The sequence below is a fragment of the Pantoea sp. BJ2 genome, assembly GCF_040255075.1.
GTDB classification, from domain to species: domain Bacteria; phylum Pseudomonadota; class Gammaproteobacteria; order Enterobacterales; family Enterobacteriaceae; genus Pantoea; species Pantoea leporis.
Genome location: NZ_CP158292.1, coordinates 1624966 through 1645654 on the forward strand (window position 1 = coordinate 1624966; position 20689 = coordinate 1645654).

Annotated in this window: 20 protein-coding genes; 17 read left to right on the forward strand and 3 right to left on the reverse strand. The window is 54.0% G+C overall.

The features are described 5' to 3' along the window. Positions 1-17 precede the first annotated feature (17 nt). The gene (flgK, locus tag AAF463_RS07455) at positions 18-1661 is read left to right on the forward strand and encodes a flagellar hook-associated protein FlgK (protein WP_101760844.1); all 1644 of its coding nucleotides are present in this window, start codon (positions 18-20) and stop codon (positions 1659-1661) included. A 17-nt stretch (positions 1662-1678) separates the two neighbouring features. Further along, positions 1679-2641 (forward strand): flagellar hook-associated protein FlgL, encoded by a 963-nt coding sequence (gene flgL / locus AAF463_RS07460; protein ID WP_101760843.1) that lies wholly within the window; start codon positions 1679-1681, stop codon positions 2639-2641. A 212-nt stretch (positions 2642-2853) separates the two neighbouring features. Here flgL and rne read toward each other — a convergent pair whose 3' ends face one another. Together rne and AAF463_RS07470 are read right to left on the reverse strand one after the other, a co-directional pair. After that, a complete protein-coding gene (rne, locus tag AAF463_RS07465; RefSeq protein WP_350261795.1) occupies positions 2854-6117 on the reverse strand; it encodes a ribonuclease E in 3264 nt (1087 codons plus the stop codon). Between the two features lie 64 nt (positions 6118-6181). Continuing rightward, positions 6182-6388 carry a hypothetical protein gene (locus AAF463_RS07470; RefSeq protein WP_101760841.1) on the reverse strand — a complete coding sequence of 69 codons (207 nt, stop codon included), beginning with the start codon at positions 6386-6388 and terminating at the stop codon, positions 6182-6184. Positions 6389-6689: 301 nt separating this feature from the next. Here AAF463_RS07470 and rluC point away from each other — a divergent pair, with 301 nt between their 5' ends. Next, complete coding sequence (gene rluC / locus AAF463_RS07475) at positions 6690-7646, forward strand: 23S rRNA pseudouridine(955/2504/2580) synthase RluC (protein WP_271459928.1); 957 nt, start codon at positions 6690-6692, stop codon at positions 7644-7646. Positions 7647-7657: 11 nt separating this feature from the next. Here the strand turns inward: rluC and AAF463_RS07480 are convergent, their stop codons facing one another. Next, positions 7658-8242, reverse strand: coding sequence for a nucleoside triphosphate pyrophosphatase (locus AAF463_RS07480; RefSeq protein ID WP_271459927.1), 585 nt, complete (start codon positions 8240-8242; stop codon positions 7658-7660). 140 nt (positions 8243-8382) lie between these two features. Between AAF463_RS07480 and yceD the strand changes: the two genes are divergently transcribed. The 14 genes from yceD (at position 8383) to ptsG (ending at position 20565) form a co-directional block, all read left to right on the forward strand. Then, positions 8383-8904, forward strand: a complete 522-nt coding sequence (gene yceD, locus AAF463_RS07485; protein WP_007885785.1) for a 23S rRNA accumulation protein YceD — start codon at positions 8383-8385, stop codon at positions 8902-8904. A gap of 14 nt (positions 8905-8918) precedes the next feature. After that, on the forward strand, positions 8919-9089 hold the full coding sequence (gene rpmF / locus AAF463_RS07490; protein ID WP_007885783.1) for a 50S ribosomal protein L32: 171 nt from the start codon (positions 8919-8921) through the stop codon (positions 9087-9089). Positions 9090-9115: 26 nt separating this feature from the next. Continuing rightward, positions 9116-10156, forward strand: a complete 1041-nt coding sequence (gene plsX, locus AAF463_RS07495) for a phosphate acyltransferase PlsX (RefSeq protein WP_008103068.1) — start codon at positions 9116-9118, stop codon at positions 10154-10156. Next, the gene (locus AAF463_RS07500) at positions 10157-11110 is read left to right on the forward strand and encodes a beta-ketoacyl-ACP synthase III (RefSeq protein WP_110865925.1); all 954 of its coding nucleotides are present in this window, start codon (positions 10157-10159) and stop codon (positions 11108-11110) included. It abuts the gene before it with no gap. 16 nt (positions 11111-11126) lie between these two features. Further along, entirely contained in the window at positions 11127-12059 is a 933-nt protein-coding gene (gene fabD / locus AAF463_RS07505; protein WP_350261796.1) for an ACP S-malonyltransferase, read from the forward strand. A gap of 10 nt (positions 12060-12069) precedes the next feature. Further along, entirely contained in the window at positions 12070-12804 is a 735-nt protein-coding gene (gene fabG, locus AAF463_RS07510) for a 3-oxoacyl-ACP reductase FabG (protein WP_007885776.1), read from the forward strand. 153 nt (positions 12805-12957) lie between these two features. After that, entirely contained in the window at positions 12958-13194 is a 237-nt protein-coding gene (gene acpP / locus AAF463_RS07515; RefSeq protein ID WP_101760835.1) for an acyl carrier protein, read from the forward strand. Between the two features lie 86 nt (positions 13195-13280). After that, positions 13281-14522 (forward strand): beta-ketoacyl-ACP synthase II, encoded by a 1242-nt coding sequence (gene fabF / locus AAF463_RS07520; RefSeq protein ID WP_101760834.1) that lies wholly within the window; start codon positions 13281-13283, stop codon positions 14520-14522. A gap of 76 nt (positions 14523-14598) precedes the next feature. Continuing rightward, positions 14599-15411, forward strand: coding sequence for an aminodeoxychorismate lyase (pabC, locus tag AAF463_RS07525; RefSeq protein ID WP_217546971.1), 813 nt, complete (start codon positions 14599-14601; stop codon positions 15409-15411). After that, on the forward strand, positions 15408-16427 hold the full coding sequence (gene mltG / locus AAF463_RS07530; protein ID WP_101760832.1) for an endolytic transglycosylase MltG: 1020 nt from the start codon (positions 15408-15410) through the stop codon (positions 16425-16427). Before pabC ends, mltG begins: the two co-directional genes overlap by 4 nt. Continuing rightward, positions 16417-17052, forward strand: a complete 636-nt coding sequence (gene tmk, locus AAF463_RS07535; RefSeq protein ID WP_350261797.1) for a dTMP kinase — start codon at positions 16417-16419, stop codon at positions 17050-17052. The genes mltG and tmk overlap by 11 nt, the downstream gene beginning before the upstream one ends. Continuing rightward, complete coding sequence (holB, locus tag AAF463_RS07540; RefSeq protein WP_350261798.1) at positions 17049-18038, forward strand: DNA polymerase III subunit delta'; 990 nt, start codon at positions 17049-17051, stop codon at positions 18036-18038. The genes tmk and holB overlap by 4 nt, the downstream gene beginning before the upstream one ends. A gap of 16 nt (positions 18039-18054) precedes the next feature. Continuing rightward, positions 18055-18846, forward strand: coding sequence for a metal-dependent hydrolase (locus AAF463_RS07545; RefSeq protein WP_101760829.1), 792 nt, complete (start codon positions 18055-18057; stop codon positions 18844-18846). A gap of 285 nt (positions 18847-19131) precedes the next feature. Then, positions 19132-20565, forward strand: coding sequence for a PTS glucose transporter subunit IIBC (gene ptsG / locus AAF463_RS07550; RefSeq protein ID WP_101760828.1), 1434 nt, complete (start codon positions 19132-19134; stop codon positions 20563-20565). Positions 20566-20689 lie beyond the last annotated feature (124 nt).

Genomic DNA, 20689 nt, shown 5'->3' on the forward strand with positions numbered 1-20689 from the left:
GAAATTAAGGAACCGAGATGTCCAGCATAATTAACTCAGCGATGAGTGGGCTGAGCGCCGCACAGGCTGCATTAAGCACCACCAGTAACAACATCAGTAATTACACGGTAGCGGGCTATTCGCGTCAGACGGCGATTTTGTCGCAGTCGAACAGCACCTTGCAGGGCAACAGCTATTACGGCAACGGTGTCACGCTCTCCGGCGTACAGCGTGAATACGATGAGTTCATTACTGCGCAATTGCGTGGCTCCAGCGCCAACTACAGCGCGGTGAACACGCAATACAACCAAATTTCCAACATTGACGATCTGCTGTCGACGTCGACCACCAGCTTGTCGACCTCAATCCAAAGCTTCTTCACCAACGTGCAGAACGTGGTGAGTAACGCCAACGATCCGTCGGCGCGTCAGTCAATGCTGAGCTACGCCCAAGGCCTGGTGAACCAATTCCAGACCACCGCGCAATATCTCAACAATATGCAAAATAGCGTTAACACGGATATTGCCTCGAACGTCGATCAGATCAACACCTTCACCAGCCAGATTGCCGACCTGAACAGCCAGATCGCCAAGCTGACCACCGGCGGTGGCGCGGCGCCGAACAATTTGCTGGATCAGCGCGATCAGCTGGTGAATAGCCTGAACAATGTGGTGGGCGTGAACGTATCCCAGCAGGACGGCAGCTATATTGTCTCGATGGGCAGTGTGACGTTGGTGAATGGTAAAAACTCCACCAGCTTAGTGGCGATGCCGTCCAGCAGCGATTCAACACGTACCACTGTCGGTTATGTCGATAAGCAGGCAGGTAACGTTGAGATCCCTGAGAAGACGCTAACCACCGGTTCACTCGGCGGTTTGCTGGCGTTCCGCACCCAGGATCTGGATACCGCGCAAAATCAGCTCGGCCAGTTAGCGGCAGCGTTCACCACCAGCTTCAATACTGTGCACAGCGAAGGTTATGACAGCAACGGCGACCAGGGGGGCAACTTCTTTAATATCGGTTCGCCAACCGTTGTGGGTAACAGCAAAAATACCTCAGCGGCTACCGTTACGGCGGCATGGTCAGACACCAGCGCGATGAAAGCCTCTAACTACACCGTAAGTTATGATGGCAGCAACTGGTCGGTGACCCGCATGTCTGACAACGTGAAGTTTAGCGTTACGCCAGATGCGACCGACGGCACCCTCAACTTTGATGGCCTGAAACTGACGGTGAGCACCTCACCCGCGCCTAACGCGAAAGACAGTTTCCTGGTCAAACCGGTCCAGAACGTCATTGCGGGCATGTCGGTCGCGATCACCGATGAGTCGCAAATTGCTGCAGCATCCAGCGCAACCAGCGGTGAAAGTGATAATACAAACGCGCAAAAACTGCTGGCTTTGCAAGATGAAAAGTTAGTGAACGGTAATGCGACGATCTCGCAAGCTTACGCCAGCCTGGTCAGTACAGTAGGTAATAAAACTAGCACCCTTGAAACCGCCAGTACCACGCAGAAGAATGTGGTTACTCAGCTTAGTGACCGTCAGCAGTCAGTGTCCGGCGTGAACCTTGATGAAGAGTATGCCAACCTTACCAGGTACCAGCAGTTTTATATGGCGAATGCGCAGGTTCTGCAAACAGCAAATACTATTTTTAATGCCTTGATGGGCATTCGTGGCTAATTGGAGAAATCATAACCATGAGACTTAGCACGAGTATGATCTTCGACCAGCAGGTGCGCGGCATTAGCGATGCGCAATCTTCTTGGTTAAAAGTTGGAACACAGCTTTCTACTGGACGTCGTGTTAGCAACCCGTCTGACGATCCGATTGCAGCATCGCGTTCCATCGTGTTGTCACAATCGCAGGCTAAAAGCAGCCAATATGCGACGGCGCGTAGCTTCGCAAATCAAAGTTTGTCGCTGGAGGAGAATTCACTGTCCAGCGTGACGTCAAGTATTACCAAAGCGCAGGAAATTATTGTTGCCGCATCCACCGGCACACTCAGCGATGATGATCGTGCGTCGTATGCCACTCAGTTGCAGGGAATTCGTGATGAGATCCTGAACCAGGCTAACAGTAAAGACGGCTCCGGGCGTTACATTTTTGCTGGTTACAAAACCGATGTTGCGCCGTTCTCTGATACTGCTGGTGGCGTTACGTATGTCGGTGGGACGGAAGCTATTACTCAGAAAGTTGATGAAAGCCGCACTATGTCTGTGAGCGATACGGGAAGCTCGGTGTTTATGGCCATCACCAGCAATGCTAAACCTGAACCGGATGGAACGCCGAGTGAAAAAAGTCTTTTTGCAATGCTTGATGGTGCGATTGCCGCGCTGAAAATACCGCAAGAGAATGCTGATGCTGCTACTACACAGTCTTTTACCGACGCGATGAATAAAACGAACCGTGGATTAAGTAACTCATTAAATAATGTGCTTACGGTGCGTTCTGCAATTGGAACTCAAATGGCCGAGTTGGATACGCTGGATGGTCAAGGCGATGATCGAGATTTGATTCTTAGTTCGCAAATGAGCGACCTGGTTGATGTCGATTACACCGCGGCTATTTCCAGCTACACCATGCAACAGACGGCACTGCAAGCTTCGTATAAGACCTTTACCGATATGTCGCAGATGTCGCTGTTCCAACTCAATTCTTAATTAGCCTAAACCTTTGAGCGTACTTTAACCGGGTGCGCTTAGCTTCTCCCACCTCCCTTTGGGGGTGTGGGATTTTTTTTGCCCGTTATTCAGGTCGCCATAAATGGCGTCATGGTTGTCCGTTAGCGTAAATCGGTCGCCATAGATGCCGCCCGCAGGCAATAAAAAACCCCGGACTGGCCGGGGTTTGATGTTGACTGACTTGCCAGAGCTTACGCGCTTTCCGGACGGGTTGCCGGTGCGGTTGCCTGATGCGTCGCGCTGTGACCACCGGCTGAGCCGCGGCCCTCGAAGCCAAAGGCTGGACGGACCCAGTCGCTGTTGCGAACCGGTTCTGGTTCCCACGCCGGAGCTGGTGCTTTGGTCATCGGTGCAGTTGCGTGATGCTTGAAGCGCGTCTCAACCGTGGTTACTGCGGTATCACGTGCTGCAACCGGCGCATGAGGTTCAGTGACTGGCGTGACTTCGGCTTCAGCCGCGACTGGCACAGCCAGCACGTCTTCAACCTGAGCTTCAACGGCTGGCGATACATCCACCGGCGCCTGTTCAGCAACTGCAGCCACTTCGCTTACTTCAGGCTTCGCTTCTTCAGCCACGGCAGCCGGTTCCGCTTCAGCCGCGGTTTCCTGTGCAACCTGTTCGTCAGCAGCAGAGATCACTGATGGCTCTTCGTTAACGGGCGCGGCAATCGGCGTGACGTCATCCGTATTCACCACGGGCACATCGGTGTGCGCCTGCGGTTCAACCTGATGTACGGCTTCTTCAGCGGCAACCTGCTCAACGGCCGGTTCAACAGCGTCAGCGGGTTGAGTCTCGGCATCCGGTGTTTGCTGGTAACCGTAATCCGACACTTCATGCATCGCATCTTGCGTGCTGTACTCTTCCTGCGCTTGCGCAACCGGGTAAGAGATCCACACTTTGCCTGACGCCATTTCTGGTGAAGCAGCAGCAGATTCAAGCGGCATTGCAGACTGCGTTGGGTAACGCTCGTCACGATAGCGACGACGACGCTGACCGCTTACGCGCAGATGACGCGGTGAACGACGTGAACGGCGCGGCATATTGGCGCTATCACGGTTATCGCTATCATCTTGCTCGTCATTGCTGGCTTCAGGATGCTCTTTGTACTGAGCACGCGGCGCAGTTTCAACGGCAGCATCATGAACCACCGGCGCTTCGACAGTGATGTCAGGCGTTTCGCCAACACGCACGCGCTGTGACAGCTGACGCTGCTTACGACGCGGCATGACCTGAACGCGTTCTTCTTCGTGCTCAACGTTTTCGTCAACCGCAGGCGCCTGAACAACCGGTTCAGCGGCTTTCTGATCCTGCTGCTGAGCACGTTTTTCTTCCTGACGACGACGCTGGCGATCGGCACGCTGTTCGCGGCGCTGTTGCTGCTGCTCATCACGTTGCTCAAGCGCTTCATCGCTCAGCACTGGACGCGCTTCACGCGGCTCGTTCTGGCGCTTGTTACGACGGTTGTCCTGATTATCACGCGGTTCGCGGGCTTCACGTGGCTCACGTGCTTCACGCGGCTCGCGCGGTTCACGACCTTCGCGCACCTGACCGTTCTCGCCATTACGCGGCGTACGTTCGCGACGGTTGTTGCGACGGTTGTTATTGTTACGACGTTCGCCACGCTGCTGGGTGTTTTCAGATTCAGCGGCAACAACGGCTGGGGTTTCCTGCTTAGTTTCAGCAGGCGCCGCAGCAGGCGCATCACCGGCAAACAGTTTCTTCAAGCCACTCAGCAGGCGAGCCACGAAACCCGTGTTGGTTACTGCAGGCGCAGCAACTGCTGGTTTGGTTTTCACTTCTGCTGCTGGCTGAGACTCTTTCACCACTTCAACCGGCGCAGGCGGCGCATCAGGCATCGCGAAGGCGGCCAGTGCTGGCTGCTCCGGACGACGACGCTCAGCGTGCTCTTCTTCAGAAGGCAGCGCCATTTCCGCTTCGTGCAGTTTCGGTAAGTGATAGCTCAGCGTTTGCGTCTCTTCGCCAGTACGAACACGCAGTACCGAGTAGTGTGGCGTTTCCATCTGATCGTTTGGCACGATGATGGCACGCACACCGCCCTGGCGTTTTTCGATGGCGCTAACGGCATCACGCTTTTCGTTCAGCAGGTAAGAGGCGACCTGAACCGGAACAATGGCATGCACTTCTTTGGTGTTGTCTTTCAGCGCTTCTTCTTCAATCAGACGCAGAATAGACAGCGACAGCGATTCGTTATCACGGATGGTGCCGGTTCCGCTGCAGCGTGGGCAGACGTGATGGCTGGATTCACCCAGTGACGGGCTCAGACGCTGACGCGACATCTCCAGCAAGCCGAAGCGTGAAATGTGGCTGATCTGAATACGCGCACGATCCTGACGTACCGCTTCACGCAGACGATTTTCCACCGCGCGCTGGTGGCGCACTGGCGTCATGTCGATGAAATCGATAACAATCAGGCCGCCGAGATCGCGCAGACGCAATTGGCGAGCAATCTCATCGGCCGCTTCCAGGTTGGTGTTGTACGCGGTTTCTTCGATATCACCGCCGCGAGTAGCGCGTGCGGAGTTGATATCAATCGCCGTCAGGGCTTCGGTGCTATCGATAACAATCGATCCGCCTGATGGCAGACGCACTTCACGCTGGAAGGCGGATTCAATCTGCGATTCGATTTGGTAGTGGCTGAACAGCGGGATTTCACCGGTGTAGAGTTTGATTTTGCTGCTGAAGTCCGGACGACCCAGTGCAGCAATGTGCTGACGGGCCAGTTCCAGTACTTTTGGATTATCGATAAGGATTTCACCGATATCCTGACGCAGATAGTCGCGGAAGGCGCGCACGATAACGTTGCTTTCCTGATGGATCAGGAAAGGCGCTGGGCGGCTGTCTGCGGCTTTCTTAATGGCTTCCCAGTGCTTCATACGGAAGCTGAGATCCCACTGCAGTGATTCGGCAGATTTACCCACGCCCGCAGTGCGGACGATCAATCCCATGCCGTCTGGAAGTTCCAGTGCGGAAAGTGCTTCTTTTAATTCGGTACGGTCGTCGCCCTCAATGCGGCGTGAAATACCACCGGCACGTGGGTTGTTCGGCATCAATACCAGATAGCTACCGGCCAGGGAAATAAAGGTGGTGAGTGCTGCACCTTTATTACCGCGTTCCTCTTTATCAATTTGAACGATAACTTCCTGGCCTTCACGCAGCACATCTTTGATATTCGGACGACCATGTGCGTTGTAATTGGCGGGGAAGTATTCGCGGGAAATTTCTTTCAGAGGGAGGAAACCGTGACGTTCTGCACCATAATCGACAAATGCAGCTTCAAGGCTGGGTTCAACGCGGGTGATTTTACCTTTGTATATGTTGGCTTTTTTCTGTTCGTGTCCAGGACTTTCAATATCCAGATCGTACAGACGTTGTCCATCAACCAGGGCAACGCGCAACTCCTCCTGCTGAGTTGCGTTAATTAACATTCTTTTCATCGTGACTTACTCGTTATTCTCACATGAGTGATCTAGCTGCGGGCATCGTTACCCTGGACGAGAATCAACCGATGGCCCCGTGTCTTAATGCACTGACGTCAACCTCACGGTTGTCGGCGGCTAAAGGGGCGCAAATCTTGTCGGTGGCCTGTTTTTCATAAGGAAATCCAGCGCCTGAAGGTGGAAATGTTACAGAGTATTCAAAAATCCACACATCCTGGTCTGTCGTCCAGGCCGCAACCCGCAGCCCGCTAAGTGCCTGATTTAACATTACGTCTTACGCCATTGCTGCGTGTCCGTTAAATCCGGCAAAATGACTTATTTCGCTCTTTTTCCTGCCTGAATCTTTCCAGGGCAGAAACCCCTGCATTATTCCATTGCTAACTCACATTAAGCAAGGCGACTTTTGCCAAGCTGAGAAGTTTATTCATCCATAACCTGTTCATTTGCAGGGCTAATCATCGCATCGCTGAAAATGTCGCCATTTTCACCGTTTCAATACGCGACAAAGAGAGAGTTAAGCACAGAAAAAGGGGTGGCGCTATCCAGGTACACTAATTAGAATCGCCGCCATGAAAACAGAGAATCCCGGCGTACAGTATGTCGCCATCACGGCTGAAAATGCCGGACAACGAATTGATAACTTTTTGCGCACCCAGCTCAAGGGCGTGCCGAAAAGCATGATTTATCGCATTTTGCGTAAAGGCGAAGTACGGGTAAATAAAAAGCGCGTGAAACCGGAATATAAGCTGGAGGATGGCGACGAGCTGCGTATTCCGCCGGTGCGGGTTGCCGAACGCGAAGAGAATACGGTTTCACCGAAACTGGATAAAGTTGCGGCGCTCACCAATGCCATTCTGTATGAAGATGATTACCTGATGGTGCTGAATAAACCGTCGGGCACTGCGGTGCACGGTGGCAGCGGATTAAGTTTTGGCGTGATTGAAGGGCTGCGTGCGTTGCGTCCGGAAGCGCGTTTCCTTGAGTTAGTCCATCGTCTGGATCGTGATACTTCTGGCATTCTGCTGGTGGCGAAGAAGCGTTCTGCTTTGCGCTCGCTGCATGAGCAACTGCGCGAAAAGGGCATGCAGAAGGATTACCTGGCGCTGGTGCGCGGTGACTGGCCGTCGCATCTGAAAGTGGTGCAGGCTCCGCTGTTAAAGAACATTTTGCAGAGCGGCGAACGCGTGGTGCGCGTGAGTGCGGAGGGCAAACCTTCCGAGACGCGCTTTAAAGTAGAAGAGCGTTTTGGTTTCGCGACCTTAGTGAAAGCCAGCCCGGTGACGGGCCGTACCCATCAGATTCGTGTGCATACGCTGCACGGTGGCCATCCGATCGCTTTTGACGATCGTTACGGCGACCGCGACTTTGATGCACAGCTGGGTTCGACGGGCTTGTCGCGTCTTTTCCTGCATGCGGCTGCGTTGACCTTTACCCATCCCAATACCGGAGAAGTGCTGCGCATAGAAGCGCCACTGGATGGCGCACTGAAACACTGTCTTGCACAGCTGCGTCAGAAGAAAGACTGATTGTAGGGGCATCAACACAATGCGTTGATGCCCACCGCTCTTAACATCTCATTTAGCGCGATCAGCGGTAAGCCAATCAAGGTATTAGGATCGCGACCTTCTAGCCTGTCAAATAAACAAATCCCCAATCCTTCGCTTTTGAAACTGCCGGCGCATTGTAGCGGTTGTTCCTTTTCGACGTAGCCGCGAATCTCTTCGGCACTCAACTCGCGGAAATGCACGGTAAAGGGTTCGCAAATAACCGATTGTGTGTCGCTCTGCGGTTGCAGAAGCGCCAGGCCGGTATAAAAGGTGATGGCGTTACCGCTGGCGGCCGCGAGTTGCTGGCAGGCCTGCTCCACGGTATGCGGTTTACCGGTTATCTCGCCATTCAATACACAAACCTGATCGGAACCGATAATCCAGCGGTCCGGGTAACGTGCAGCCAGCGCCTGCGCTTTGGCTAATGCCAGCCGCTGCACCAGCTCGGAGGCTGATTCATGCGGCAGCGGGGATTCGTCGCAATCGGGAGCGGCGGTAATAAAAGGCAGGCCCAGTTTGCTTAGCAGCGCCTGACGAAAAGGGGAGGTAGAAGCTAAAACCAAAGGTGTCGTCATTTTTTTTCAGAATAGATAGCGTAAAGATGACAGTCATTTTAAACTATGCGCCGCACTGGATGCGACTAACGGGTGAAAGATGCCGTAAACCGGCCTTTTTCTTTGACTCTATGACGTTACAAAGTTAATATGCGCGCCCTATGCAAAAGGTAAAATTACCCCTGACGCTCGATCCGGTCCGCGCCGCGCAAAAACGCCTTGATTATCATGGCGTTTATGCACCTGAATTGGTGGCGCGCTTGGCCGAAACGGTCGTGAGTGTGGACAGTGAAGTTGAATGCGATATGTCGTTTGCGGTTGATAACCAGCGCCTCGCCGTTCTGCAAGGAACAGCCGAAGTGCAGGTGACTCTGTCATGTCAACGCTGCAACCAGTCGTTTCCACGTCATGTTCACGTAAGCTATTGCTTCAGTCCTGTCTCTTCTGATGAACAGGCCGAGGCACTACCGGAAGCCTACGAGCCAGTTGATGTCAATGATTTTGGTGAGATCGACTTGCTGGCAGTGATCGAAGATGAGCTCATCCTCGCGCTGCCCGTGGTTCCGGTGCATGATTCTGAACACTGTGAAGTGTCCGACGCGGACATGGTATTTGGTCAATTGCCTCCAGAGGCAGAAAAACCAAATCCCTTTGCCGTATTAGCCAGTTTAAAGCGTAAGTAATAGGAGTAAGGTCCATGGCCGTACAACAGAATAAACCAACCCGTTCTAAGCGTGGTATGCGTCGTTCACACGATGCGCTGACCACTGCTGCTCTGTCAGTAGATAAAGTTTCTGGCGAAACTCATCTGCGTCACCATATCACTGCGGATGGTTACTACCGCGGTCGCAAGGTTATCACCAAGTAATCCTCGCGATTACACAAGGCGATACCTTGACACGTTTGACCCTGGCAGTTGATGCCATGGGCGGGGACTTCGGTCCTTGCGTGACAGTGCCTGCAGCCTTGCAGGCACTGGCCTCTCATTCGGAGCTGGTTCTTCTTCTGGTCGGCGATCCCGACATCATCTCGTCATTTCTTGCCAAAGCGGATTCCTCGTTACAGAGGCGTGTGCAGGTTATTCCTGCCGAATCGGTTATTGCAAGTGATGCCAAACCTTCTCAGGCGATTCGTAACAGCCGCGGCAGTTCCATGCGTGTGGCGTTAGAGTTGGTCAAAGAGGGGAAAGCACAAGCCTGTGTCAGTGCGGGAAATACCGGCGCACTGATGGGCCTGGCGAAAATGCTATTAAAACCGCTGGATGGCATTGAGCGTCCGGCGTTGATGACGGTGTTGCCGCATCAGCAGCATGGCAAAACGGTGGTGCTGGATCTCGGCGCTAACGTTGAATCCGACAGCGCCATGCTGGTGCAGTTTGCGATCATGGGCGCAGTGATGGCTGAAGAAGTGCTGGAGATCGCCCAGCCGCGTGTTGCGCTGCTGAATATTGGTCAGGAAGAGACCAAAGGATTGGAAACAATCCGCGCCGCATCTGCGGTGCTGCGAGCGTCACCGCAAATCAACTATATTGGATATCTTGAGGGGAACGATCTCCTCACCGGCAAGACGGATGTGCTGGTTTGTGATGGCTTCGTTGGTAACGTCACGTTGAAGACCATGGAAGGCGTGGTAAGAATGTTCCTCTCTCTGATTAAATCGTCAGAGGAAGGAAAAAAACGGGCCTGGTGGCTAACATTGCTGGGACGCTGGATTCAAAAGCGTCTGGCGAAGCGTTTCGGCCATCTCAACCCCGACCAGTACAATGGCGCTTGTCTGTTAGGATTGCGCGGGACAGTGATCAAAAGCCACGGTGCGGCGAATCAACGTGCATTTGCCGTGGCGATAGAGCAGGCAGAGCAGACGGTGCGAAAGCAAGTCCCTGAAAGGATTGCGGCGCGCCTTGACACTGTATTAGCCAGGAGTGACAAAGCGTAGATGTTTACCAAAATTATCGGTACGGGCAGCTATTTGCCTGAGCAGATTCGCTCCAATGCGGATCTGGAAAAAATGGTCGAGACGACGGACGAGTGGATTGTCACCCGTACCGGCATCCGTGAGCGTCGTATTGCCGCTCCGGAAGAAACCGTTGCTACTATGGGCTTCACCGCAGCACAGCGCGCGTTGGAAATGGCGGGTGTGAATGCGAGCGAAATTGGCCTGATCATTGTGGCGACCACCTCTTCCAGCCATGCCTTCCCAAGTTCAGCATGCATGATCCAGCAAATGCTGGAGATTAACGATTGCGCTGCCTTCGATTTGGCCGCTGCTTGTGCGGGCTTCACCTATGCACTGAGCGTTGCCGATCAATACATTAAAAATGGTGCGGTAAAACATGCGCTGGTGATCGGTGCAGACGTGCTGGCACGTACGCTCGATCCTAACGATCGCGGCACCATCATTCTGTTTGGTGATGGCGCGGGCGCGGTGGTGCTGAGTCAAAGCGAAGAGCCAGGCATCCTTTCTACCCATCTGCACGCCGACGGCCGTTACAGCAAACTGCTGACGCTGCCGTATCAGGATCGTGCCCATCAGGATGAGCCTGCTTATCTGACGATGGCGGGGAATGAAGTCTTCAAAGTGGCCGTGACTGAACTGGCGCACATTGTGGATGAAACTCTGCAAGCCAACAATCTTGATCGTGAAATGCTCGACTGGCTGGTGCCGCATCAGGCGAATCTGCGCATTATTAGCGCAACCGCCAAAAAGCTCGGTATGGGCATGGAGAAAGTTGTGGTCACGCTGGATCGTCACGGTAATACCTCGGCCGCGTCAGTGCCAAGTGCACTTGACGAAGCGGTGCGCGATGGCCGTATCAAGCCGGGACAACTGATTCTGCTGGAAGCCTTTGGTGGCGGTTTCACCTGGGGTTCTGCGCTGGTTCGCTTTTGATTGACAGGAACGAAAGATGACGCAATTTGCTTATGTTTTCCCAGGACAGGGATCGCAGACCGTCGGCATGTTAGCCGAGCTGGCCGCTGAAAACCCGCAGGTTGAAGCCACTTTCCGTGAAGCTTCTGACGCACTGGGTTATGACTTATGGCAGCTGGTCCAGCAGGGACCAGCTGAAGAATTGAATAAAACCTGGCAGACACAGCCTGCGCTGCTGGCGGCTTCTGTTGCCATCTATCGCGTATTGCAGAGCAAAAATGCGGTGCAGCCAAGCATGATGGCCGGTCACAGCCTTGGTGAATACTCGGCGCTGGTTTGTGCCGGTGTGCTGAATTTCGCTGACGCCATTAAATTGGTTGAGCTGCGCGGCAAACTGATGCAGGAAGCGGTACCGGAAGGTACTGGCGCTATGCAGGCGATTATCGGCCTGGATGATGCATCCATCCGTAAAGCCTGTGAAGAGAGCGCTCAAGGCCAGGTGGTTTCACCGGTTAACTTCAACTCGCCGGGCCAGGTGGTTATCGCGGGCAACAAAGAAGCGGTTGAACGTGCGGGTGCAGCCTGTAAAGCTGCCGGTGCCAAACGTGCATTGCCGCTGCCAGTCAGCGTGCCATCGCACTGTGCGTTGATGAAACCTGCTGCCGATAAGCTGGCAGTAGCGCTCGAAGCGATCACCTTTAATGCGCCTTCGGTGCCGGTGGTGAATAACGTCGACGTGAAGTGTGAAACTGAAGGTGCTGCGATTCGAAGTGCGCTGGTCCGTCAGCTGTATAGCCCCGTGCGCTGGACCGAATCGGTCGAATTTATTGCTGCGCAGGGCGTTGAGCAGCTGCTGGAAGTCGGTCCAGGTAAAGTTCTGACCGGTCTGACCAAACGTATTGTGGATAGCCTGAGTGCCGCTGCGGTGAACGATTCTGCTTCACTGAGCGCTGCACTTACCCAGGAATAAGAGGAAAAACATGAGCTTTGAAGGTAAAGTAGCGCTGGTTACCGGTGCAAGCCGTGGAATTGGTCGCGCCATTGCGGAAACGCTGGCTGCGCGCGGTGCCAAAGTGGTGGGAACCGCCACCAGTGCAAGCGGTGCGGAAGCAATCAGTGCTTACCTCGGCGACAAGGGCAAAGGCCTGCTGCTGAACGTTACTGATGCCGCCTCAATTGAGAGCGTCCTCGAACAAGTTCGCGCCGAATTTGGCGAAGTGGACATTTTAGTCAATAATGCAGGCATTACGCGTGACAATCTGTTGATGCGCATGAAAGACGATGAGTGGGCGGATATCCTTGATACCAACCTGACATCTGTCTTCCGTCTTTCTAAGGCGGTTATGCGTGCCATGATGAAAAAACGCGTGGGCCGTATCATTACCATCGGTTCTGTAGTTGGGACCATGGGTAACGCGGGTCAGGCAAACTATGCGGCTGCAAAAGCAGGTTTGATTGGCTTTAGCAAATCACTGGCGCGAGAAATTGCGTCACGTGGCATTACTGTAAACGTCGTGGCTCCGGGCTTTATCGAGACGGACATGACGCGTGCACTGAACGAAGATCAACGTTCGGGTATTTTGGCAGAAGTTCCCGCAGGTCGTTTAGGTGACCCGCAGGAGATTGCCAATGCTGTTGCATTCTTAGCCTCTGACGAAGCAGCCTATATCACGGGTGAAACGCTTCATGTCAATGGCGGCATGTACATGGTCTGATAATCACGAAAACATTTGCTTTATCTACGGTAAACACCGCAGAATAACGCAAAATCGTGGTTCGACCAGCCGGGATTTTGTTGCATCTTTTTCAACATTTTATACACTACGAAAACCATCGCGAAAGCGAGTTTTGATAGGAAATTAAATAGTATGAGCGATATCGAACAACGCGTTAAGAAAATCGTAGCTGAGCAGCTGGGTGTTAAAGAAGACGAAGTGATTAACACTGCTTCTTTCGTTGAAGACCTTGGTGCAGATTCTCTTGACACCGTTGAGCTGGTAATGGCTCTGGAAGAAGAGTTTGATACTGAAATTCCAGACGAAGAAGCTGAGAAAATCACTACCGTTCAGGCAGCGATCGACTACATCACTAGCCATCAAGGTTAATGAATATCTTCAGGCGGTCACCTCGACCGCCTGAGTTTTATGTTTGCCCCACATAGCGTTATTTTTTCCCTCCCTGGAGGACGTGCGTGTCTAAGCGTCGTGTAGTTGTGACTGGTCTTGGCATGTTGTCTCCTGTCGGCAATACCGTAGAGTCTACCTGGAGTGCTCTCCTTGCCGGTCAGAGCGGCATTAGCCTGATCGACCATTTTGATACTAGTGCCTACGCAACGCGTTTTGCGGGCTTAGTAAGAGATTTTAATTGCGATGATTTCATCTCGCGCAAAGATCAGCGCAAGATGGATGACTTCATCCAATACGGCATCGTTGCTGGTATTCAGGCTATGGCAGACTCCGGTCTGGTCGTAACCGATGAGAATGCTGGTCGCATTGGTGCGGCAATCGGTTCTGGTATTGGCGGACTGGGTTTAATCGAAGATAACCACAGCTCGCTGGTCAACGGTGGACCGCGCAAAATCAGCCCATTCTTCGTGCCTTCAACCATCGTCAACATGGTTGCTGGTCATCTCACCATCATGTACGGCCTGAAAGGTCCAAGCATCTCTATCGCAACTGCCTGTACGTCTGGTGTGCACAACATTGGTCATGCAGCGCGTATCATTGCGTATAACGATGCTGATGTGATGTTGGCCGGTGGTGCGGAGAAAGCCAGTACGCCACTTGGTGTCGGTGGTTTTGGTGCTGCTCGTGCGCTCTCCACGCGTAATGACAATCCTCAGGCGGCAAGCCGTCCGTGGGATAAAGATCGTGACGGTTTCGTGTTGGGTGACGGTGCTGGCATTGTCGTACTGGAAGAGTACGAACACGCTAAGAAACGTGGTGCGAAGATTTATGCTGAGATCATTGGTTTCGGCATGAGCAGCGATGCTTACCACATGACGTCACCTCCGGAAGACGGTTCAGGTGCAGCCGCGGCGATGGTTAACGCGCTACGTGACGCGCAGCTGAACGCTGAGCAGATCGGTTATGTCAACGCGCATGGCACCTCGACGCCAGCCGGTGACAAAGCGGAAGCGCAGGCGGTGAAATCGGTGTTTGGTGCGGCAGCTCACAGTGTGATGGTCAGCTCTACCAAGTCGATGACTGGCCACCTGTTGGGTGCGGCGGGTGCAGTAGAAGCGATTTATTCGATTCTGGCGCTGCGCGACCAGGCGATTCCACCGACCATCAACCTCGACAATCCTGACGAAGGTTGCGATCTGGATTTCGTGCCGCATACGGCGCGCCAGGTCAGCGGACTGGAGTACACCTTGTGTAACTCCTTTGGATTTGGCGGCACTAACGGCTCGCTGATCTTCCGCAAGGTTTAATCGCTCCTCAGCCATACAGAGGCCCGCAATGCGGGCCTTTTTTATATTTTCTACCGGGCTAATCAAGGCGGCCAGCATGTGGATAAACGGCATACCGCAAACCGAGCTTTCAGCACGCGATCGCGCAGTGCAATTTGGTGATGGCTGCTTTACCACCGCCGCGGTGATTAACGGCCATGTTGTGATGCTGGATGCGCATCTGCAGCGGCTCAAAGAGGGCTGTGCAAGGCTAATGATGGATGCGCCGGATTTAGTTCAGCTCGCTACAGAAATGCATAATGCCGCTGCGGGACACACACAGGCGGTGCTGAAGGTGATCGTGACGCCGGGCGCAGGCGGACGCGGTTACAGCCGCGCAGGCTGCCACTCACCTACGCGCATTCTTTCGCTCTCGCCGTGGCCGCAGCATTACGCCACGTTGCAACAGCAGGGCGCTGTGCTCCACACCAGCCCAATACGTCTGGCGCGCAATCCGTTGCTGGCCGGCGTAAAACACCTAAATCGCCTTGAGCAAGTGCTGATTCGCCAGCATCTTGACCAGACGGGCGGTGACGAGGCGCTGGTGCTTGACACTGGCGGGACGGTGGTGGAATGCTGTGCGGCCAATTTGTTCTGGCGTAAGGGCAACAATGTTTTTACGCCGCAGCTTGAGCAGGCTGGCGTGGATGGCATTATGCGTCGTTATCTGATGGCGCAGATGGCCGCAAATGGCCAGACTTGTCAGTTGATTGATGGCAGCAGGGACGACGTATTGAACGCCGATGAAGTGGTGATATGTAACGCCCTGATGCCCGTTTTACCCGTGCGACAAATTGACGACGTTTCATTTACCGCACGCTCGCTGTACCAGCAACTGCGCGCCAGTTGCCCGACGATGGAAGCATCATGACTCGAATGAAAAAAATTCTCGCAGGCGTTGTAATTGTCGCAGGACTCACCGCCGCCTTTGGCTATTGGCAGATTGAACGTTTAGCTGATACGCCCTTAACACTGCAGCAAGAAACCATTTACACCTTGCCCGCTGGCAGCGGTCGCGTGGTACTGGAAGCGCAACTGGAAAGTCAGAAGATCATTCCGCAAAGTATCTGGTTTGGGCCGCTGCTGAAACTGGAACCGGAACTGGCACGTTTCAAAGCCGGTACCTATCGCCTGGAAACCGGCATGACGGTGCGCCAGCTACTGCAACTGTTGGCCAGCGGTAAAGAAGCGCAGTTCCCGGTGCGTTTTATTGAAGGTTCGCGTCTTACCGAGTGGTTAGCCGAGCTGCGCAAAGCGCCATACCTGAAACACACGCTGAGCGACGATCAATTTGCCACCGTTGCCGCCGCGCTTAAGCTTGATGTTAGCCAGCTGGAAGGCAGTTTCTATCCGGATACCTATCTCTATACCGCCAATACCAGCGATGTGGCGCTGCTGGAGCGTGCCCACGCGCGCATGAACAAGTTGGTTGATGAGATTTGGCAGGGACGTATGGAAAATCTGCCTTATAAGAAAGCGCAGGACATGGTCACCATGGCGTCGATCATTGAGAAAGAGACCGGCGTGAGCGAAGAGCGCGCGCGCGTGGCGTCAGTGTTCATCAATCGACTGCGGACCGGAATGAAGCTGCAGACCGATCCCACAGTGATTTACGGCATGGGCGACAGCTACACCGGCACGCTAACGCGTAAAAATCTGGAAACGCCGACCGACTACAACACTTATACCATTAGCGGTTTGCCGCCGGGACCGATTGCGATGCCGGGCCGTGCTTCACTGGAAGCGGCTGCGCATCCGGAAAAAACCAACTACCTCTATTTTGTCGCGGATGGCAAAGGTGGACACACCTTTACCACCAATCTGGCCAGCCACAATAAAGCGGTGCAGGTTTACCGGCTGGCAATGAAGGAAAAAAATGAAAAGTAAGTTTATCGTCATTGAAGGCCTGGAAGGTGCAGGCAAAACCACCGCACGCGATGCGCTGGTTGCCGTGCTGCATGAGCACGGCATTAATGATGTCGTCTTCACGCGCGAGCCCGGCGGTACGCCGCTGGCGGAACAATTGCGTATATTGGTCAAGCAGGGCATAGATGGCGAGCAGGTGACCGATAAAGCCGAGCTGCTGATGCTGTACGCGGCACGCGTGCAGCTGGTAGAGAACGTCATCAAACCGGCGCTGGCACGCGGTGCCTGGGTGGTGGGCGATCGTCACGATCTCTCTTCCCAAGCCTATCAGGGCGGCGGACGTGGTCTGGATGCGCAGCTGATGACCACGCTGCGCGATGCGGTGCTGGGCGATTTCCGTCCCGACCTCACGCTTTATCTCGACGTAACGCCAGAAATTGGCCTGCAACGCGCACGCGCACGCGGCGAGTTGGATCGTATCGAGCAGGAATCATTGCGGTTCTTTGAGCGCACGCGTGAACGCTATCTGGCCTTAGCCGCTCAGGATCCCTCGATCCTCACCATTGATGCGACGCAAAACATTGCGGACGTGACATTGTCACTTCAAAGCACCTTGCGTAGCTGGCTGGCAGGCCAATCCGCATGAATTGGTATCCGTGGCTGAATCAGCCTTATCGACAAATTATCGCCCGCCATCAAAGCGGCCAGGCGCATCACGCCTTGCTGGTACAAGCCATTGAAGGTATGGGTGACGATGCGCTGATCTGGGGCGTGAGCCGTTGGTTGATGTGTTTGCAGCCGGAAGGATTGAAAAGCTGCGGCCATTGCCACGGCTGCCAGTTAATGCAGGCGCACACGCATCCCGATTGGTATCGCCTGGAAGCCGAAAAGGGGAAAACCTCGCTTGGTATTGATGCGGTACGTGACGTCACTGAAAAGCTGTATCACTTTGCCCAGCAAGGTGGTGCAAAAATCGTTTGGTTGCCCGATGCCGCGCAGCTCACGGAAGCCGCCGCCAACGCATTATTGAAAACGCTAGAAGAGCCACCGGCCAATTGCTGGTTTTTCCTCAGCGTGCGCGAACCTTCACGCCTGCTGGCTACGCTGCGCAGTCGCTGCATGACGTGGCATCTGTCGCCGCCGGAAGAGGCGCATAGCCTGCAATGGCTGCAGAAACAGCAACCGCAGCCGGAAGAGAAGCTGCGCGCTGCCTTGCGTTTGAGTAATGGCGCACCTGCCGCCGCCTTGACGCTGTTGCAGCCCGAGTACTGGCAGGCGCGTGAAACGTTGTGTGAAACGCTGATTAAAGCGCTCAACGGCGATGTGCTGCAGCTGTTACCCGCGCTAAACAGTGAAGATGTGGCCGTACGTCTCAGCTGGCTGATTTCACTGCTGGTGGATGCGATGAAAGTGCAGCAGGGCGCAAGTCAGTGGCTGAGCAACGGCGATCATCCGGATGTGGTCACACAGTTGGCGCAAAGAATGAACAGCAGTGCGCTTAACAGCAGCGCGCAGCAATGGATGCAGTGTCGCGAACAGCTGTTGCATGTCGCCGCACTCAACCGTGAATTAATGTTGACCGATCGTTTACTCGCCTGGGGACGTTCACTGACTCCGGCAACGGTCGGCTAAGCAAAAAGAGAGCTCTATGTTTATTGTCGATTCCCACTGCCATCTGGATGGCCTCGATTATGAAAAGCACCATCGCGATCTGGATGATGTCATCGCCAAAGCGGCGGCGCGCGATGTGAAGTTTATGCTGGCGATTGCCACCACCTTGCCGGATTACTACAAAATCAAACAGCTGGTAGGCGATCGTGAAAACGTCGCGCTGGCTTGTGGCGTCCATCCGCTTAATCAGGAAGCGCCGTACGACGTCGAAGAGTTCCGCCGTCTGGCCGCAGAGGATCGCGTGGTCGCGCTGGGTGAAACCGGGCTGGACTATTTCTATCAGCAGGAAACCAAAGCGCAGCAACAAGCTTCGTTTCGTGAGCACATTCGTACCGGCATTGCGTTAAATAAACCGATCATCGTGCACACGCGTGATGCGCGTGAAGACACGCTGGCGATTCTGCGCGAAGAGCAGGTAGAGAAGTGCGGCGGCGTGCTGCACTGTTTTACCGAAGATAAAGAGACCGCCGCCAAATTGCTCGATCTCGGTTTTTATATCTCTTTCTCCGGCATTCTGACTTTCCGCAACGCCGAACAGATCCGCGATGCGGCGCGCTACGTGCCGCTTGATCGTATGCTGGTGGAAACCGATTCGCCGTATCTGGCGCCGGTACCGCACCGTGGTAAAGAGAATCAGCCAGCGTTTACGCGTGATGTGGCGGATTACATGGCGGTGTTAAAAGGCGTTGATATCGAAACCCTCGCCGCTACTACCACCGAAAATTTCTCCCGCCTGTTCCACATCCCGATGAGTCGTCTCGGCGGCTAAACGCTTTATTTCAAACGCTGTAATTAATCAGAAATCATTCAACTGCACTGCGTCTTACGGGACGCAGGCAGTGATTTATTGCTGTTTATTAGCGCAAGTCAGTAAGAAATGACTGAAAGGAAAGGGGCCTCCTTAGCGAAATGTGATGGCCGTCAATTTAACAATTAGCGATTTATTTTACTCTTCGTAATAAATCAAAAGACGCTCAGCGTCACCCCGGCGAAGGATCCTCCCCCTAAGCCATGCGCACTGCGCAAAAAATTGCACTCATACTCAGGAGTTTCTATGTTCAAGAACGCATTTGCGAACCTGCAGAAAGTAGGTAAATCGCTGATGTTGCCGGTATCGGTTCTGCCGATTGCCGGTATTTTGTTAGGTGTTGGTTCTGCAAACTTCAGCTGGCTGCCGGAAGTGGTTTCCCACGTCATGGCCGAAGCGGGTGGTTCGGTATTTGCCAATATGCCGCTGATCTTTGCGATCGGTGTGGCGCTTGGCTTTACCAATAACGACGGCGTTTCCGCGCTGGCGGCCGTGGTTGCCTACGGCATCATGGTGAAAACCATGGCGGTGGTTGCACCGCTGGTGCTGCATATGCCTGCCGGAGAAATTGAGGCTAAGCATCTTGCAGATACCGGTGTGCTCGGCGGAATCATCGCCGGTTCCATCGCGGCCTATATGTTTAACCGCTTCTATCGCATCAAACTGCCTGAGTATCTCGGCTTTTTTGCCGGCAAGCGCTTTGTGCCGATCATCTCCGGTCTGGCGGCGATTTTCACCGGTGTGGTGCTGTCATTCATTTGGCCGCCAATCGGTACGGCGATTCAGGAATTCTCACAATGGGCAGCCTATCAAAACCCAGTCGTCGCCTTTGGACTGTACGGTCTGATTGAGCGTTCGCTGGTGCCGTTTGGTCTGCACCATATCTGGAACGTCCCTTTCCAGATGCAAATTGGTGAGTTCACCAATGCCGCAGGTCAGGTATTCCACGGTGATATCCCACGTTACATGGCAGGCGACCCAACCGCAGGTAAATTGTCTGGCGGCTTCCTGTTCAAAATGTACGGTTTGCCAGCGGCAGCGATTGCGATTTGGCATACGGCTAAACCAGAAAACCGGGCCAAAGTGGGCGGTATTATGATCTCCGCCGCGCTGACCTCGTTCCTGACCGGTATCACCGAGCCAATCGAGTTTGCCTTCATGTTCGTGGCGCCGATTCTGTATGTGATCCACGCGATTCTGGCAGGTCTGGCCTTCCCAATCTGTATTCTGCTGGGGATGCGTGATGGCACCAGCTTCTCACACGGTTTGATCGACTTTATCGTGTTGAGCGGTAACAGCAGCAAAATCTGGTTGTTCCCGATTGTGGGTATCATCTACGGCCTGATTTACTACACCGTATTCCGTTTCCTGATTGTGAAACTGAATCTGAAAACCCCTGGCCGTGAGGAGACCGCGATGGAGCAGAGCAGCGCAACCGGCAGCGAAATGGCGGGTAAACTGGTTACCGCGTTTGGTGGTAAAGAGAACATCACTAACCTTGATGCCTGTATCACGCGTCTGCGTGTCAGCGTGGCGGATGTCGGCAAGGTTGATCAGGCTGAACTGAAAAGCCTCGGCGCACGTGGTGTGGTGGTAGCAGGTTCAGGCGTTCAGGCGATTTTCGGCACCAAGTCCGATAACCTGAAAACCGAAATGGATGATTATATCCGCAGCATGTAATCGTCTGTTCTGACAGCACGCACATGCGTTGAGAGCAGGAAGAGGCGGCAGAGGAGTAAAGCGTCCCGCGACAAGGATGTCGCGGGCCGAGCCCCAGGGACGGTTTATGGCGACTTTACGATCT